Below are 18,116 nucleotides of genomic sequence, written 5' to 3' on the forward strand. Positions count from 1 at the left end.
CTTGCCTGCCAGTTGCGAGAAGTGAACTATTGTGGTTAGCCAGTATTTGTGCGCCTCAAGCAGGTTTTCGGCAGGAATCCGGCATTGTTATTCGATGAGCTTGGAGAACATCTGTCCACTACGATTCCACTTATGACCACTTTCCCGCAACTCATTTCGCTTCTGGCAACACGTCCATCCCCGCAAATGACGATCTATTCGCAAGAACGCGTTGAGTTCAACGGACCGGTCATTGCCCGCTGGTTCGCGAAGGTCGCCAATCTTCTGGGAAGCGACCTTGCTCCGAACCTGTTTGATGGCCCCTTTGGCTTCGAAACTCCTTCGACCGTCCCTTCTGACTCCAACAATGAGACGCGCCAAACACTGTGCCTCGCCGTGGGCCCGTGGCAGGAGCTCGCATGGAGCGTTCCCGCGCTTGCTATGGGATTGAAGCTCTGCAGTGATTCAGCAACGCTAGGTGTTTCCGACATCCTTGTGACAGATTCGGTTGACGAGGCCTCACGCGACGCGCTGAAGCGCGGCGCGTGGGTGTTAGCCCAACCACGCACCTACCTCACGTTTTCGTGGAATGGAGAGCCCCTGCCTGATGGAGTGCTCGATGCACTCATGGAGGTCGGCGCTCAAAGCGACGCACTCGACGTACCCATTCCACAGCGGGCACCCACATCCGTTGAAGAAGCGTGTGGCATCACCCACCTGCTTGAACCAGCCACCGCGTCTTCTGAATCGCAACGCATTGCCCTTTATCAGTTGGATCATTGCGCCCCCATCGCAGTCACGCACTGGTTAAGTGGGCGCAGCCTCGTACTTATTGATCCGAAACTGTATTCCGAGCAAGAGGCACAACGAATCGCTGAGTCAGAAGGCGCATCGCTCCTTCACGACGGCGCGCACTGAACGCGACCGAACAATCGGCGACTACCACACGCCCAATACGTGTGCGAGCGCCAGCTGGAAACCTTCACGAGGCTTGCGTCGAATCTGACGCCAACGACGAGCGAACTTCAGACGACCAGAAACAGACGTGTCCTCAAGCTCGCCGATCAGTGAGCTCAGATCCGCCATCACCTGATCGTCGTATCGTGCCACCTGACGCACAGCACGCGCGACCGCCAAGAACTGACCACGATAGAAACCGCTACGCAGACGCGCAAAACGGTCGGCATACGCTCCCAATCCCCTATTCGCGCCCTGCACATTCGCTTCATGCTGACGATAATCCAGGGTCGGCGTCGCACTCACAATCCACTTGGCACCAATCGCACGCGAAATCGCATACACGTACCAATCGTGGACACCGATGGCAGAGTAATCCAAAAGCTCTAGAGCATCACGAAGTTTTTCATGGAATTCCGGCGTAAAAACATAGGTCGACCCCGGTCCGGCAGCCTCAAAAATGTGGTCCCACCGTTGCATGGCACCCGCTTTATCAATCAGAGTCTTCTTCCCCGACTGATCGAAGCTCGTGACATTCGAGGATGTCACATCCGCATGTTCAGCTTCAAGAATCGCAATCTGTCTGGACAACTTATCCAGATGCCACACATCATCTTGATCCGTAAACGCAACATACGAACCATCCGGACGATGCGTCATGAACAGATGAAGGAAATTCCCCGTCACACCCGGCGTACCGTCGCGAGGCGGAAGAAGCCGAATACGTCGATCCTGACCAGCGCGCTGTGCAACGTGTTCAACAGTGCCGTCTGTTGACCCGTCATCAGAAACGAGCAACGTGACGTCGACTCCCCTCTGATCAAGGATTGAATCGATCTGTTCGTCAATCCACGTCCGACCGTTGTAGGTCGCCATTAAGACCGTGACGCGCGGGCTTTCACCCAACGCGCCACGTGCGTGACTATCCACGAATCAGTGACCTTCAGCCGCATACTTCGCTTCGACGGCTTCCTTCAGTGGCGCCCACCATGCTTCGTTATCGGTGTACCACTTGATCGTGTCGGCAAGACCCGAGCGGAAGTCCGTAAAGTGGGGCTCCCACCCAAGGTCTTCGCGGAGCTTCGTGTTATCGATCGCGTAGCGCAGGTCGTGGCCAGGGCGATCGGCGACATGATCGAAATCGTCTGCCGGGTAGCCCATCAGTTCGTTCAGGATCGTGACAACATCGTGGTTGTTCGTTTCACCGTCAGCGCCGATCAGGTATGTTTCGCCGATACGACCCTTCATCAGGATGTCCCAGACCGCCGTGTTGTGGTCGCGAACATGGATCCAGTCGCGGACGTTCAGACCATCGCCGTACAGGCGCGGACGGACACCGCGCAGACGGTTCGTGATCATGCGAGGGATGAACTTCTCGATGTGCTGGTAGGGACCGTAGTTGTTCGAGCAGTTCGAAATCGTTGCTTCCACACCGAACGAACGCACCCACGCGCGAACCAGATGGTCCGAGCCAGCCTTCGATGCCGAGTAGGGCGACGAGGGGTTGTAGGGGGTGGTCGGCGTGAACTTAGCGGGATCGTCCAGTTCCAGATCGCCGTAGACCTCGTCGGTTGAAATGTGGTGGAAACGAACCTTGTGGCGTCGGACTGCTTCAAGCAGGGTGAACGTACCAACCAGGTTCGTCTGAATGAACGGCGACGGATCGTTCAGAGAGTTGTCATTGTGTGACTCAGCAGCAAAGTGCACGACAGCATCAGCCTTCGCAACGACTGAATCGACAAGATCAGCATCCGCAATGTCGCCTTCAATGACGCTCAGACGCTTCGCCATATCCTCGGACACATCGGTCAACGAGCCACGGTTGCCTGCGTAGGTGAACGCATCAAGAACAACAACATCTACATCCGGATGGTCTTCAAGAAGAGTGTGGACGAAGTTAGCTCCGATGAAACCAGCACCACCAGTAACGACGATTCGCACGATGAACTCCTAACAATTGAACAGCTTTATAGGCAATTATGCCGTACGAGGACATTGAATGAGCTTCAGACGCACCATCAACAGACAAGAGAAGCCGAGGGAAGCACATTTCTTGATGTCGTGCTTGCGAGCACAAGAAGCCCTGATCACCTGAGGGGAGAAAAACGTACTCCCCTAATCCCCATCAGCTAGATGTCGTCTCAGGAATCAAAGCTTCGCACAAGATCACGACCGAACGCCCAGATACCCCGCGAATACTTCGAGTAGTTGCCTTTAGACGCCTCCCCCATAAGCGTTGGGATCCGAGAAAAATGCCCTTTGGGCATGAGTGAACGAGCCTGCTGATGCTTCGCTGCCCGTTCTAAGCGTTCTCTGTCCTCTTCGAGTCCACGGTTGGTGCTGGCGACAAAGTGGAATGCGCTGAGGGCTCGCGTCAAGCGTCGCGCGTCATCATCAGAGTCTGCTGAAATCTTGCGTTTGATCTGAACAGATAACGGTTCTTTTTTCGCGCCAATTTGGTTATTCTCATGCTGGCGATAGTCCGTCAGGGCTTCTGGAAGAAGAACCAGCTGACGGTCAAAAGCGGCAATGAACGCAAGCCACTCGTCGTGGATCCAGCCGTCAGGAACCGGCATAATACTGCGCGCGAATTCCCCCTTCACCGCAGCCGTTGCGCCCGTAACAAGGTTCCGCTTGAGTAGTACCGCGAGCGCATCGCCATCGACGAGGTTCCGTTTCTCCCACGCGCTGACGTTGAGCTCTTCAAGAAGCGCCGATCCCTTTGGATTCCCCTCAGCGTCGACAAGGCGGGCATCAGAATGAACGAGCTCTTTGTCGTCAAGAGTTTCAACTAGTTTCTCAACTTTGTCCTGATGCCAGACATCATCCTGATCGCACAAAATAATGACGTCACCGGTCGTCGCGCTGATTGCATCAGCAAAGTTACTCCTGACGCCAAGGCCGGGATTATGACGCCGGACCATGAGGTCGATGTTTGTTCCAGCAACACGCTCTTCAACAATCTGAACTGTGTTGTCACTAGAAGCGTCATCGCCCAGAACAATCTCATCCACCGGCATGGATTGAGCCAGAATCGACTCAATCTGCTGAGCGATAAATCGTTCGCCGTTATACGTACACAGGGCGACGCTGATGCGCGGAGAATCAATCATTGAAAGTAATTGTTGGCATCATCGCAATCGGCCCCGTACCTGCATAAGGCCCAGCAACGATCAAGTCCCACGCGTTGTGGCGATGATTGATGGTCCTCCCAAGTCCATCTGCAATCCCCGCATGAAGGCGATACATTCCATCCCCAAGAGGAAGATTAGGAATCGAGAATGTGACTCGATTCTGACCCGTAACTGAAGGCATCACCGATTTTGAGGCATTGGTATCAAATGTAAACAAGTGCTGACCAAGATTGGTCTCGAATGTAATACCAACCAGCCAGTCATCCATTTTCTCTTCAGTGGTGAAAACCATCTGGACTTTCATATCATCGCCAGTATTCAGGCGATGAACACGATTACCGTGTGCGTCCTCAATATAAACATCATCGAGACGGACTTTGCCAAACAAGTAATCTGAAGGATCGCTTTCCTTCTGTTCCCTATCGGCAAGCTCAAATGCTTCACGAAGAGCATGAACTGCTTCTTGCGTATTACCGTCAAAAACAACGTGTCCATGATCGAGAACAACACCGCGGTCACAGACCGCATTCACTTGATCTGCTGAGTGCGAGACAAGAAGAATCGTTCGTCCTTCACGTTGAAATTCGGAAATCTTATCCATGCACTTTCGTTGGAATGGCTCATCACCAACCGCAAGGACTTCATCAACAAGAAGAATGTCCGGATCCGAGTGAACCGCAACTGCAAAGGCTAGGCGCACATACATTCCGGAGGAATAGAACTTCACCTGAGTGTCGATGAAGCGTTCGATTCCAGAAAAGGCAACGATCTCATCGAACTGTCGTTCAGTCTCCACGCGAGTCATGCCAAGAACTGATGCATTGAGAAAGACGTTCTCTCTACCAGTTAAATCCTGATGGAAGCCAGCTCCAAGCTCAAGTAAAGCCGCCATGCGCCCACGTGTAGTCACCGTTCCTATCGTCGGACGAATGATCGAGCCCATGATTTTAAGCAGTGTAGATTTACCAGAACCGTTGTGTCCCATCAGACCGACTGTTTGATTCATTGGGATCGACAAAGAAACGTCTTCCAACGCATTAAACTCTTCGATATGAGCTTTTGAAGAATGGACGACTCGATCCTTTATCGACATATCTCGATGGATCTTAAAAGATTTTGACACATTATCTACACGGATAACATCTGGATAAGTCTTAGCCATTATCACAGCTCCTGTGCGAAGTTACCTTCGAGACGCACAAACACGCGGTGCGCTCCGAAAAGAAGAAGAATTCCGACAATCAAAGCAATTGTCATGCGGAGAATCATATGAGTGGGATAGGGAGCATCGACTCCTGCCGCCCACATTGTCCTTTGGAACCCAAGAATTGCTAGGGTAATTGGATTAGCCAGGTACAGTTCAAGAATCCATCCGGAAACTGTGTTTGCTACGAAAGAATAGGAATAGACAATAGGGGAAGCCCAGAATCCTAGAAATGTAATCACTTCAATCAGATGTTGAACATCACGCAAGTAAACATTTATTGCTGAGAGAAATAAGCCTCCAGCCAAGCCGTAAACGATAAGGAGAAGAAGGGCTAGCGGAAAGAATACGAGTAAATGCAGATGCGGGAATTGAAAAGTACATACGACAGCAATCAGGAGGATGATGAACTGAGTTAAGAAGTTAACAAGCGCATTTCCTGCAACAGATAGTGGGAATACCTCACGTGGAAGGTAAACCTTCTTTACAAGCCCGGAATTTGCGACAATTGATCCGGTTCCTCCATTAATGATGTCAGCGAATAGCGTCCATGCTGTCAATCCGGAGAAGACGAAGATAGCAAACTGCGGGATACCTCGCGCTGCTCCAAGAAAATGACCAATAACGATGAAGTAGATCAGCAATTGTGCCAGTGGCTTCACTAGCGACCAGGCAAAACCGAAAGTTGAGTCCTTGTATTTTGCTTTAAGCTCTCGTCTGACAAGGTAACCGAACAGTTCTCGACGTCGCCACAGATCTCGGACAGCCGTCCGCGTACCTTTGATAATTCCCGTCTTGTCCCCGAGCTCTTTAAGAGGTTCTTGAACCAGGCGTGCTTCCCGATCAGCAACGATCTTGTCGAGTGTTTCTGGTGTCATCCCTGATAATTCGGCTCCTGATTCAGAGGGGCTATGAAACTCTGAGTTCGCTCTTGTAGTCACTTCACTCTCCCCCTCATTCTCCATAGCGCTTCAACGCTGAACGCACTCCTCGACGTACGCCTCGCCAGCGCTGGACATGATAGGCCGGGTTCACAAGCAATCCGTGAAGCTTGCGTTTGGTTGTAACCTCGCGATCACGAACTAAACGAACAGCATCCCGAAGCACTCCACCAACAACAAGCTTTGCGACTGTAGGAATCGACGGAAGGGCTACATCAATCCCGACTTCGCGAAGGCCCTGCGTTTCTTCGAACATACGATCGTCGTATTCTAAGATCGTCATCTCGTTAGAGTGCCAAACGACAGCTCGCGGAGCGTACGCCTTAATATAGCCAGCATCAATGACATCTCGGCCAAGCAACTGATCCTCGGCATACGAAACATCGCGGTAAGGAATCTCGCCTGTGAGAACTGAACGACGAGCTGCCGAATTCACGTCGGAATAGAAGGTCACCGCATTACGCACGCCCTCGTCCTGAATGAAATCATCGTCGTAGAACAAGGTTGTACCGTGCATCGGCCCAAAACTGGCAAAGGTGTTTTTCACGTCGTAGCGCAGCAATGGGAATGCATCTGCACGAGGCACTTGAGAACCCATAACTGCAACAATGCGCTCGCTAATATCAAAGGGAGCAGTGATCTCATGAAGCCAGCGATCAGATGCTGGAGTCGCATCGTGAGTCAGGTAGACAACATAGCGCCCCTTAGCCAAGTGGGCACCAAGGTTGCGTGTTTTTCCATGACCAAACTCGCTATTCGGGATCTGATGAAGCCTGACCCACGGATTCTTCGCGATGATGTCGAGCGTCGAGTCTGTGGATCCCGAATCAATGACGAGCGTTTCAAACGTGCCACCATAGCGCTGAGCATGAACCGCATTAAGAATTTCCTCAAGGTGTTGCTCACCGTTATAGGTCAGAATGACGACTGTTGCGTCGAATTCATATTCTTTTTCAGAAGCCATGTTCACAAATCTCCTGCCACGTACGTTGAATACCGACCTCAAGTTCAGTCATTTCGAACGGTCCGAACTCGTTTTGGATGCGTGTCGTGTCAAGAACGCTACCGTGGACATAGGTGCTGGGAACGTCACGGTATTCGATAACAGGATGCCTACCCGTCACGTTGACCATCGCGTCGACAAGTTCGTTCACCGTAGTGCCACGTCCCGAACCAACGTTGTATACCGGCTGGCTTGGGCCCGTCGAAATCATCGTAGCGACGATATTCGCGAAATCTTTGACATAGATGTAGTCACGGAACATCGTTCCGTCTCCCATCACTGTCAGAGGCTTATTGTTCAGAATATTCCTCAAGAAAATCGGAATAATTCCCTGGCGCTTATGCGGGTTTTGACGAGTCCCATACGGGTTCGAAATACGGAAACTCGTTGAACGCAAACCATATTTCCGTTCAAAGAAACGCATGTAGTTTTCGATGGCAAGCTTTCCAATGCCATAGGGAGAAACTGGAAGCGTCAGATCCTCTTCGGAAAAGTTTTCTTGATCGCGGTCTCCGTAGATCGTGCCACCTGAAGAAGCAAAGTAGACATGCTCAACTCCCTCGTCAGCACAGATCTGGAACAACTCAACCGAGCCAAGAATGTTCGTGCGAATATCCACGATCGGGTCATTTTCTGCTGTTGCAGGATCCGTCGTCGACAGCATGTGAACAACAATCTGCTTGCCGCGAACCGCCCGTCGAAGATCAGCTATGTTCAGAAAATTTCCATCAACGATATCAACGCCTTCCGAGGCCCAATGGGTAGTCCCCGAAAACATGTCGAATACGGTGACACGATGCTCACGCACTACGAGAGCATCCACGAGGTGGGATCCAAGAAAACCGTTTCCGCCAATGACGAGAATGTTAGCCACGCATTGCCTCCTCGAAGGCGGTGACAAATTGAGCCCCCGCATCGTCCCATGAGAAATCCGAAACGGACGAGGCTGCCTCGCAAGATTTTTCAATCTGCTGAGAATCATCGAGAATTTCAACGATTCTATGCGCCAATGCCTTTGGCGACAGTAGCGTGTATGCGATATGCGGATTAGCTGAAACCAGACGGTTATTCTCTGCGTCATTTACGACCGGGATCGTTCCACACGAAAGCAATTCAAGTGGGAGCAACGACATGTTCGTCAGTGACATCACCAGAGCGGCCGCACATTTGTTGTAGAGAGGACTCAAATCACTGATACTCATCGCACCATGATCGATAAAGTCGAATGGCACATCCCAACCACCGAGAGGCCATCCTGCCATGTGAATCGTTGTTAGAGGACGTAGCCGTTTCACTTCAGCAAGAGTCATGACCCCCAGCTCAAACCCTCGACGAGCCGTCACTGGTCGCGCATAGAAGAACACATCTGATCGGCGCTGTTCATTCGTTCGCTTATAGAGTGAAAAATCTGCCGCAAAATCGAAGGGATGTGTTTTCATTCCGTAGTCAGTGGAAAGCTTCTTTGCAAGCCAGCGTCCAGCAGTGAAAGCTTCAAAGCCGAAGCGGTACGTATTTTCGGCAAGCACGGATTCGGAGCCAACAGAGTAGAACGACGGCTCGAAGTCCTGCACAAAGTAGTATCTGCGCGCATTCGAACGGTCGAGGTACGAGGGGTATGCCGTCTCCCAACCGGTGGAGAAGATCGCGTCGACTTCTTCGCCGACTCCAGCCGATGGCGAATACACCTCGATTGAAGCATTCAACTGAGGATAAGCAACCGAATCACGAAGTATCTTTTGGATGCCCTTGATGTTGATCGGCAGGGGGTTAGAGGAATAGAGAAAGATCTTGACCGTATGTCCGGCTTGTTCCAAGAAAGAAAGGAAACGGAATATATTCTGGTGTCCACCTGAATGCTCTCCGGGGGGAGACATAATCCAGGCGGTCGTAAATGGGCCGTCTCCGACCGATCGAGGCTCTTGTTTCCACTGCGGAGCTACTGTCCAGTCAGCAACCGCCGCGTCCTCGAACTTCACCAACGAAGCATTCCTTCGTCCGCTGAGCCCACCCGCATTTTTGGGAGAGGATAAGTGAGTGCCCACTCCAAGGAAGAGGCGCCCTACTGTCAGTCGTGCGCCGTTACGTTTGTAATACGAGGCGCCCAGCTTTGAATAGTTCGCGAGCTTCTTCATTCCATTCATACGCGTCAGTGTATATGTCCGAGGCCTTGATACAGGGCAGTACATACACAGGTCTGCCAGTTCCCCATCACACGACGTTGACGGGAAACTGACAGATCAGATCACTTCAACAGGTCCAGCAGGTACTGCCCGTAACCGGACTTCACCAGCGGTTCAGCGCGCTGACGCAGTCCTTCATCATCAATGAAGCCCATACGCCAAGCCACTTCTTCAGGAGCTCCAACCTTCATCCCCTGGCGTGCTTCCACTGTACGAACGAAGTTCGTTGCATCAGCAAGGGAATCAAATGTTCCAGTATCGAGCCAAGCAGTACCTCGAGGGAGAACCTCAACTTGAAGCTTTCCTGCTTCAAGGTAAACCTTGTTCACATCCGTGATTTCGTATTCACCGCGTGCGGAAGGCTTGAGATTCTTCGCGATCTCTACGACGTTATTGTCGTAGAAGTACAGACCAGGAACCGCATAGTTCGACTTCGGATGAGCAGGCTTTTCTTCAATAGAAATTGCGGTGTAGTTATCATCGAATTCAACGACACCGTACGCGGTTGGATCTGCCACATGGTAGGCGAACACTGCACCACCATCAGGATCCACATGACGGCGAAGCTTCGTGCCCATACCGGGACCGTAGAAGATGTTGTCACCAAGAACGAGAGCCGCGGGGTCAGTTCCAACATGATCAGCACCAAGGACAAATGCCTGGGCAAGTCCGTTCGGCACTTCTTGAACAGCATACGAGATATTGACACCAAGCTGTGAGCCATCGCCCAGCAGGCGGTGGAAAGCTTCGGCATCATGAGGTGTCGTAATGACAAGGACGTCTTGGATACCTGCAAGCATCAGCGTTGACAACGGATAGTAGATCATCGGTTTGTCATACACCGGGACAAGCTGTTTTGACGTTCCCAATGTAATTGGATTCAATCGGGTTCCTGATCCGCCGGCAAGGATAATGCCCTTCATCGTTCCTCCGCAGGTTGAGTGCGCGCACTGATCGACTTACTTGTGCACCTTGACGCTCATTATGCCAAGATTCTTTTCTAATGTTACGCATCACACTCACACATGTACCAGAGTGCAACTGAGGAATATCACCGCTTGCTTCAGCGATAAACAGCCCACTATCACCTAAACTCGTTCCAGTACTAGTTTCCACTCAGCGCCAGCCATGGATGTAGGAGCACGATTCACGATGACGACAGCGACAGGAAAAGCTCTTGGCATTGAGGAAACCCCTATTCCCGGCTTCCTGCGCATTGATCTCACCGTGCATGGAGACAACCGTGGCTGGTTTAAAGAAAACTGGCAACGAGAGAAGATGCTTGCTCTTGGGTTACCTGACTTTGGCCCCGTGCAGAACAACATTTCTTTCAACGATGAAGTTGGCGTAACACGCGGTATTCACGCTGAGCCGTGGGACAAGTTTGTTTCGGTCGCAACCGGCCGAGTCTTCGGCGCGTGGGTAGATCTGCGCGAAGGTCCTTCGTTCGGAACGGTTTACACGACTGAAATTGACCCCTCGGTTGCAGTGTTCGTTCCCCGTGGCGTGGGCAATTCATACCAGACTTTGGAGCCAAATACTGCATACACCTATCTGGTGAATGACCATTGGTCTGCCGACGCAAAATACACCTTCTTGAACCTCAACGATGAAACTGTCGCAATTGATTGGCCAATTCCGTTGGAGGACGCGATTCTGTCCGATAAGGACAAGGCTCATCCCAAACTCGCAGATGTTATCCCTTTCCCCTCCCCGGATACGCGACGTGTTTTGGTAACCGGAGCAAATGGTCAGCTTGGACGCGAACTCCTCAAGCAGCTCCCCGAAGCTGGCTACAGCGTGACAGGTGTCGATCTACCACAATTTGATATTGCTGACGATGTCACCATGGACACGGTCGACTGGTCGCGATACGACATCATTATCAATGCAGCAGCTTGGACAGACGTCGACGGAGCAGAAACACCTGAAGGGCGCCCGCTTGCTTGGCGGGCCAACGCTCTTGGGCCTGCGAATCTCTCTCGAATCGCAAGCAAACACCACTTGACGGTGGTGCATATTTCTTCCGAATACACTTTCGATGGTTCAGCGGAGTTTCACACAGAGACCGAGAATCCAAGCCCTCTAAGCGTGTATGGTCAGTCGAAAGCTGGTGGCGATGCAGCAATTGTCACCACTGCCCAGCACTACTTGGTTCGGACCAGCTGGGTTGTTGGCGATGGAAAGAACTTCATTAAGACGATGAAGGGTCTTGCTGATGAAGGTGTTAATCCCACCGTTGTCAACGACCAAAAAGGGCGTCTTACTTTTACTACCGACCTAGCAGGTGGAATTATTCACCTTCTGTCAACTAACGCCGAATACGGAACATACAATCTTTCTGGCGAAGGTCCCGTTGTCTCATGGTGTGACATCGCGAAAAGAGTTTTCGAATTAGTCGGTCGTTCGCCAGACGACGTTACCCCCGTAACAACCGTTGAGTATTACGCAGGAAAAGAACAGATTGCTCCCCGTCCTCTCAACTCGACGCTTGATTTGACGAAGCTTGAACAGACAGGCTTCACACCACGAAACTCGATGCAGGTTCTTACAAAGACTCTCAGCTGAGAGCAACTTACCCGTTATGACCGCCCTGGATACCAAACCAAGCGAAGGCACTCGCACCATCATGAACATGAAACTGTATCGGGATGCTTCTGAGGCGCCACTGTGGGTACGAACTATTCTTTTGGCTCTTATCTTTACGGCGCTCTCAGCGCTCGTCGGTTATCGCTATATTTCGGAGCATAGTGCGATCTCCCCGCAAGACGAGTACGTATATATCGACGCTGTTGATAAAGCAATGCACGGCGAAGTTACTCGTCAATACTCTGAAACGGACGAATACGCGCGTTCGCTCATTACATGCGTAGGCATCGAGATTTACGGCCCGCAAGGTCCTGCCTGTGGTGACACCAATGCGCCCTCTGAAGATTATCCCTTTAAAGGCTATTCAACCGCTTCAGTTCACTCACCTCTCTATTTCTTTATCACTGCTTTCTTGACGAAGATTCTTCTCTTCCTCGCCCCCGGCAAGCAGATGTATTTGTTAGCCAAGTTCACCGGTACTCTATGGCTCGGGCTGGGATTAACTGCGACATGGCGCCTTGCACGATACCTCGGCGGTTCACGCCTTATCACGGCATCAGTGACCGCCCTTATGCTTGCAAGTCCCGCGATCAGGTGGGCGAACTTCTATGTCACCCCTGACTCGTTCAGTTTGCTCGCAGGTTCATTCATCTTCTTATCTACGCTGAAAATGGTCCGCAAAGAATGGACTTCGATTCCCCTCATCGTTGCTTCGATTTTTTTTGGTCTGATTAAGTTCCAGATGCTCTTTGCAACGGGTGCAGCACTGCTGTTTATCCTCATCTATTTCATACGCGTTAAAGAGGAACGTTCTTCACTCAAGCGACCAATTCTTCTTGCATTATTGGCCCTACTTTTGGGCCTTGTCGCTCAATTTGCTTACCAGCATTACAGGAGCCTCACTGCAATCCACATCAGAGAAGATTATTCAATCGATGCCCATGTTCCCTTCTCGCCGACTTTTGCGGTCGAGCAACTAGATAATTTCCTTACCTACCTTTACATGGGCCCTGTATCACTCAATGGAGGCTTACTCAGCGCAGTCGGGCTCCCTTATGCTTTCACAACGTTATCTTCCTTGCTTCTAGTTTCAGGTCTCGTTGGAGCAGCTCTCTTCGCTGTTAACACTGAAGTACTTAACCAATCATTCGCGCTTGCCCTATTGTTGGCCTCAATCTTCGTAGCCCCCGCGTTCTACATCTACCTGAACCTCACAATGGGTGTCGGGTTTGACCTTGCTCCGCGATATGGTGCCGCTCTTCTACCGGCTCTTGCGATAGGTCTACCCGTGACAGTAAAGTCCAAGAGTTCTTCGGTTCTAGTGGCAGTATTCGCCGTGTTTGCACTCGCGTTTGCTCTGATTGCAAACAGTATTGTCTAGGTCGATACATCCACTATGCACTCGACACCGATGAACAGAAAGTAACAGATAATGGCTGAAGCAAAATCACGAATCTTGGTCATCGTTCCGGCATGGAACGAAGAAGCAGTCATCGGACCTGTGCTTGAAGAACTTCGTAGCGAAGTCGGCTCGATGGCTGATATAGCTGTTGTCTCTGACGGCTCCGGCGATCGCACAGCAGCAATTGCCAAAGAACACGGCGCGATAGTTCTTGATCTGCCAATCAACCTCGGTGTCGGAGGAGCGATGAGGACAGGTTATTCCTATGCTCAACGCAACAACTACGACTATGCTGTTCAGCTCGATGCAGACGGGCAACACGACCCCAAGGAGATCTCGAATCTCTTGGCATCCGCGAAGAAAACGGATGCCGATGTTGTGATCGGCGCACGCTTCGCAGGAAAAGGCGACTACACCGTTCGAGGCCCCCGTCATTGGGCAATGAAAGTTCTCTCCACAATCCTTTCGAGAGTATGCGAAACAAAATTGACTGACACAACGTCGGGCTTCAAACTAAGCAACCGAAAAGCTATCGCTTTGTTTGCACGGAACTATCCGGCTGAGTACCTGGGTGACACAATCGAAGCACTTGTCATCGCAAAACGTCACGGTTTATCGATTCGGCAGGTCCCCGTAGAAATGCGTCCCCGTGCTGGAGGAGAACCCTCACATAATCCTCTTAAAGCTGCTCGATTCCTGATTCGCGCGTTCATTGCACTGTCCGTTGCCTTGACACGCCCCTCTGTTGGCTGACGAGTGAGAGAAACTGGAGATCAGAAATGACATCAACATACTGGCTCGGCATCCTTTTCGCGCTCGTCATCTTTTACGCAATCTTCATCAAGATGCGCAATGCTGGAATGAAGGAACGCTACGCGACGTGGTGGTTCGTCATTGCAATCGGGGTATTGATCGTTTCCTTGTTCCCGCAGGCACTGAGCTTTGTTGCTCATCTCTTGGGAGTTCAGGTTCCTTTGAACCTCGCTCTAGTAACCGGCGCGGTCGTTTTTATGCTTCTTACGCTCCGAATGAGTGTTGATCTTTCCCATGCCAGCGAAGAACGACGAAAGCTCACTGAAGAAATCGCAATCCTCAACTACGAGCTCGACATCATTAAATCCCAGCAAGCTGGAAAGCAATCAGATCACTAAAGTCACTCAACGTGTTATCTCGGAGAGCTAAGACCTCACTGGCAACGTGACGAGCACCAATCTTTCCGCTATCAAGAACTCTAGATCAGTCAGGTACGCTCAAAACATGAATGTGCAGTTCCTAAGAGACTCCGTGCGTGCCACGGCACTTTTTCTGTTTTCTTTGATCGCAGTTGCTCTATTCGGAATGGTCGTAAAGACTGGCATCGCCTTGGTATTCTGGACAGCCATCATCGTTGCGCTTGTCCTTATTGGTGCCGTCATCTATCGGAACTACCAGACACTGAATCGTCGGTCTTTCTTCACCGCACTCGCAATTCTTCTTCCCTCTCTTGTCGGTGTCGCTTCAGTCGTCTATTTGCTCTCGTACTATGACGGTGGCGTTCCGGTTCAGTTCACGCGTAACGATATGGTGATGAATACCATCGAAGCGCTGACAATCCACCAGAACGGCGGACTAGGCTCCGGCGATGAGGTCAAACCTGTCTTCCTTACTGCGGTTATCACCTCAATTTTCTATGGGCCAGGTACTTCCTTCAGCCCACTTCTGACGATGTTGTATGGCAATATCGTTGCGGGTCTCGTTGTATGTTGTCTCGCCAGTATGTTTACCGGCTGGTTGACGTGGGCGTTGTTGTCACACGCTCCATGGCCTCTACGTACAGCTGCCGTGTTTGTTATCGGATGGGTCCCCTTTACTCGTAATATTTTTGGCGCGGTTGAATTTGATGGCTACCTCAACATCCCAGTTATCTATTTGATCTTGATCCTTTCGTGGATTACCTATCGGACCCTCCGTCCTGCCCAAGCACTCATCTGGCTTCCTGTGCTACTGGTCGCCACTCTTGCTACGTGGTCTCCGGCTTCCCTGATGCCCGGCCTGTTGCTACTAATGGCACTTGTACGTTGTCTGCATAATCTTCCCGCACATCGCCCAACGTCACGAGAGTTGATGTGGATCGCACTGACTTGGCTCTGCGTTGCAGTATTCTTCTTCGCTTGGTCACTCCCAGCACTCCGCGTCGACGGTGATTACCTCTCTGCTGGTCCCGGCTATTTTGCTGGTGAGATAAGCGACCACCTTACAATTGCCAGCATTCTTCTGCTTCTCCTGCTCTTCGTTTTCGCTGCTGCCCTTCCCCGGCATCGCTCGCCCGAGGCAATGGGACTTGGCGCCTTTGCAGTTGGCAGTTGGCTCGCGATCTTCTTCCTCCTCTTACTGCGAGAATCTGGCGATTCTCGCTGGGGCTACTATCCCCTGAAGATGATGTGGATCTCAACGATCACATTTGCAACCATCATGACGATTGAAGCGCTCCGCCAAGCGTTTACCCCTCGATCAGCATCTGACCGACGCTCCTACGCATGGTGGCGAGGGCGTTGTGTTCAAGCCGCCTTCTTTGCCCTGTCGGTAGTCATCATGGGCGTAGGCTCTCTTCTCCCATTTGAACATTTCGGTCGGGGTGGGACTCTCTTCCCCACGCTGCCTCGCTACGCAACAATGCCCACCGATAAAGACCACAAAATGCCGACCCCTGAGGAAAAGAAACTGTACGACCAATTGGTTGAAGTTTTTGACGAAAACCAGGGCGCTCCTGTCGTGTTCATTCGTCACGCGTCCAACCTCGCATTCGATGGTGATCGAAATCGGTACCTTATTCAATTCTCAGCGCCTACCAGTTATGATGTGCGTATTCACGCATACCGCGAATGGCACGGCGACTACTACGGAATGCTCTGCCCGCTCCTACGCGCTTGGGATAAAGAAGCGACTGTTATTACGTCCACTGAGGGCTACAAAACTACGCGCGAACAGATTGACTACTGTGGTCTATCGGATCGCGTCAAGCTCATCACCCTCGACAACTGATTCAGTCTTGTCTTTAGCTCTTGAGGAATCCATGCTTGATAAGCTACGAAAGACCTTCGTCCAAAAAGATCTCAGTTCTCGAGATAACTCGCTGAATTTTCTACGTTTGCTCTTCGCTCTACTCGTCGTCTTCTCCCACGCGCAGATTCTCACCGCTACAGGTGATGGTGTCGTTGTTCTAGGACAACACCTCGGAAGCTGGGCAGTTGTTGGATTCTTTGGAATTTCGGGTTACCTCATTACCGGAGCCCGAGTCCGAAGCGATGCGGGAAAATATCTGATTAACCGCGTCGCCCGCATCTATCCTGCATTCCTTGTAGCACTAGCATTCGTCGCTTTCGTGCTCGCTCCTATTGCCCACGTGATTGAAAAGGGCACTATTGACGGATATTTTGGTTCTTCCCCTACCCCACTTGACTACGTCTATAGCAATATCCTGCTGAAGGTCAGCTACTACCACATCGGTACAACCCTGTCAGATCATCCGCTTACGGCGTGGAATGGGTCGCTGTGGACGCTCTCATATGAATTCTGGTGCTACATCATCATCGGCGTATTCATGTCCTGGGCATTTATGCGCAAGCATGTCTGGCCAACTGCCGTTCTATTCGCAGTTTCAGTGTTGGCCCACGCTGGTATTGGACGCCTCAATCCCTACATCGATAGCAACTACGATTTGGGACTACTCATTTTCATGCTTCCCTATTTCTTGGGCGGTGCGCTGATTTTCCAGCTGAAAGACACTCTTCCAATGCGTGGTCGCTATGCACTGATCGCTGCTATCGCTTCAGTTGGCATCATCTATGCCCTGCCAGACTTCGGTAAGCAACTCGCCTCTCCACTCATGGCATACTTCGTTCTCTACCTAGGTACGATCGTGCCATCACCACGTTGGGTGAAAACACATGATATTTCGTACGGGATCTACGTATTCCACTTCCCCATCATTCAGTTCCTGATCACTCTTCACCTAGACAAACTCGGATTCATTCCATTCTTGATTGTCGCTGCACTTATCACGATGACACTGGCGACTCTCAGCTGGTTTGGAGTCGAACGTGCTGCGATGCGGTGGGCACGTGGAAAATCACCATGGGGTGGCCTAAAGAAGACTTCTTCTATTTCTCCGGTGCCAGCGAGTGAACACACAACCGAAGACAGCTCTGTTGTACGTTAGAATCTGCTTTCCCTCACCGGGAATCTAGCTCGAAACCACAGCTGAGATTCCAAAAGGGTACTCAGATCATTAGACTCGCCTTATGGGATCTCATCGCATTCGCTCTGTTGCGTCACTGTGCTTCGCGCTGACACTGCTACCTTCAATGGCACTTTCTTCCAGCGCTGCACCAACTCCAGCCTCCCAGGACGGATGGTCACTCCAGGACAATAGTTGGGTGTTCACCCGTTCGGGACACATTCTGCAGGGCTGGTTCCAAGATCGCGGTTCTTGGTATTGGGCTGACTCAGAAGGTCGAGCCGTCCTTGGATGGAAGCAGATCAATTCTTCGTGGTACTACTTCAGTTCCTCGAACGCGATGACTACTGGCTGGCAGTCCATCGGTGGCAAATGGTATTACTTTGCCACCAGTGGCGCCATGCAAACTGGGTGGCTCCACAATGGAAACACGTGGTACTACCTCGACTCTTCCGGAGCAATGGCCACCGGCTGGACCCTCGTCAACAACACCTGGTACCACTTCACCCAG

16 protein-coding genes and 1 pseudogene are annotated in these 18,116 nt (G+C 51.4%); 8 read left to right on the forward strand and 9 right to left on the reverse strand.

All coding sequences use genetic code 11. The features are described 5' to 3' along the window. Positions 1-132 precede the first annotated feature (132 nt). Positions 133-897 carry a hypothetical protein gene (locus HMPREF9241_RS05725; RefSeq protein ID WP_131367642.1) on the forward strand — a complete coding sequence of 255 codons (765 nt, stop codon included), beginning with the start codon at positions 133-135 and terminating at the stop codon, positions 895-897. Between the two features lie 21 nt (positions 898-918). Here the strand turns inward: HMPREF9241_RS05725 and HMPREF9241_RS05730 are convergent, their stop codons facing one another. The 9 genes from HMPREF9241_RS05730 to rfbA form a co-directional block, all read right to left on the reverse strand. Beyond that, positions 919-1,866: a glycosyltransferase gene (locus HMPREF9241_RS05730; protein ID WP_006681338.1), complete on the reverse strand. Its 948-nt coding sequence runs from the start codon at positions 1,864-1,866 to the stop codon at positions 919-921. 3 nt (positions 1,867-1,869) lie between these two features. Beyond that, the gene (gene rfbB, locus HMPREF9241_RS05735; RefSeq protein ID WP_006681339.1) at positions 1,870-2,877 is read right to left on the reverse strand and encodes a dTDP-glucose 4,6-dehydratase; all 1,008 of its coding nucleotides are present in this window, start codon (positions 2,875-2,877) and stop codon (positions 1,870-1,872) included. Between the two features lie 200 nt (positions 2,878-3,077). After that, positions 3,078-4,049, reverse strand: a complete 972-nt coding sequence (locus tag HMPREF9241_RS05740) for a glycosyltransferase family 2 protein (RefSeq protein ID WP_006681340.1) — start codon at positions 4,047-4,049, stop codon at positions 3,078-3,080. Further along, positions 4,042-5,232 (reverse strand): ABC transporter ATP-binding protein, encoded by a 1,191-nt coding sequence (locus HMPREF9241_RS05745; protein ID WP_006681341.1) that lies wholly within the window; start codon positions 5,230-5,232, stop codon positions 4,042-4,044. The genes HMPREF9241_RS05740 and HMPREF9241_RS05745 overlap by 8 nt, the downstream gene beginning before the upstream one ends. 2 nt (positions 5,233-5,234) lie before the next feature. Beyond that, positions 5,235-6,215 carry an ABC transporter permease gene (locus tag HMPREF9241_RS05750; protein ID WP_219810862.1) on the reverse strand — a complete coding sequence of 327 codons (981 nt, stop codon included), beginning with the start codon at positions 6,213-6,215 and terminating at the stop codon, positions 5,235-5,237. 13 nt (positions 6,216-6,228) lie between these two features. After that, positions 6,229-7,179 carry a glycosyltransferase family 2 protein gene (locus HMPREF9241_RS05755; RefSeq protein WP_006681343.1) on the reverse strand — a complete coding sequence of 317 codons (951 nt, stop codon included), beginning with the start codon at positions 7,177-7,179 and terminating at the stop codon, positions 6,229-6,231. Continuing rightward, positions 7,169-8,092, reverse strand: a complete 924-nt coding sequence (locus HMPREF9241_RS05760; protein ID WP_006681344.1) for an NAD-dependent epimerase/dehydratase family protein — start codon at positions 8,090-8,092, stop codon at positions 7,169-7,171. Before HMPREF9241_RS05760 ends, HMPREF9241_RS05755 begins: the two co-directional genes overlap by 11 nt. Then, entirely contained in the window at positions 8,085-9,359 is a 1,275-nt protein-coding gene (locus HMPREF9241_RS05765) for a rhamnosyltransferase WsaF family glycosyltransferase (protein WP_006681345.1), read from the reverse strand. The genes HMPREF9241_RS05760 and HMPREF9241_RS05765 overlap by 8 nt, the downstream gene beginning before the upstream one ends. A gap of 101 nt (positions 9,360-9,460) precedes the next feature. After that, the gene (rfbA, locus tag HMPREF9241_RS05770) at positions 9,461-10,321 is read right to left on the reverse strand and encodes a glucose-1-phosphate thymidylyltransferase RfbA (RefSeq protein WP_006681346.1); all 861 of its coding nucleotides are present in this window, start codon (positions 10,319-10,321) and stop codon (positions 9,461-9,463) included. Positions 10,322-10,550: 229 nt separating this feature from the next. Between rfbA and HMPREF9241_RS05775 the strand changes: the two genes are divergently transcribed. From HMPREF9241_RS05775 to HMPREF9241_RS09405, 7 genes and pseudogenes are all read left to right on the forward strand, one after another. After that, a complete protein-coding gene (locus tag HMPREF9241_RS05775; protein WP_006681347.1) occupies positions 10,551-11,966 on the forward strand; it encodes a sugar nucleotide-binding protein in 1,416 nt (471 codons plus the stop codon). 16 nt (positions 11,967-11,982) lie between these two features. Then, positions 11,983-13,368, forward strand: a complete 1,386-nt coding sequence (locus HMPREF9241_RS05780) for a hypothetical protein (protein WP_006681348.1) — start codon at positions 11,983-11,985, stop codon at positions 13,366-13,368. Positions 13,369-13,419: 51 nt separating this feature from the next. Then, a complete protein-coding gene (locus HMPREF9241_RS05785) occupies positions 13,420-14,142 on the forward strand; it encodes a glycosyltransferase family 2 protein (RefSeq protein WP_006681349.1) in 723 nt (240 codons plus the stop codon). Positions 14,143-14,168: 26 nt separating this feature from the next. Beyond that, the gene (locus tag HMPREF9241_RS05790; RefSeq protein ID WP_006681350.1) at positions 14,169-14,540 is read left to right on the forward strand and encodes a DUF2304 domain-containing protein; all 372 of its coding nucleotides are present in this window, start codon (positions 14,169-14,171) and stop codon (positions 14,538-14,540) included. A gap of 106 nt (positions 14,541-14,646) precedes the next feature. Then, positions 14,647-16,410 carry a hypothetical protein gene (locus HMPREF9241_RS05795; protein ID WP_006681351.1) on the forward strand — a complete coding sequence of 588 codons (1,764 nt, stop codon included), beginning with the start codon at positions 14,647-14,649 and terminating at the stop codon, positions 16,408-16,410. A gap of 31 nt (positions 16,411-16,441) precedes the next feature. Next, complete coding sequence (locus HMPREF9241_RS05800; RefSeq protein WP_006681352.1) at positions 16,442-17,587, forward strand: acyltransferase family protein; 1,146 nt, start codon at positions 16,442-16,444, stop codon at positions 17,585-17,587. A 217-nt stretch (positions 17,588-17,804) separates the two neighbouring features. Continuing rightward, positions 17,805-18,116: pseudogene (locus HMPREF9241_RS09405) on the forward strand (cell wall-binding protein); the annotation flags it as partial.

This window comes from Schaalia turicensis ACS-279-V-Col4, from assembly GCF_000296505.1.
Taxonomy (GTDB): domain Bacteria; phylum Actinomycetota; class Actinomycetes; order Actinomycetales; family Actinomycetaceae; genus Pauljensenia; species Pauljensenia turicensis_A.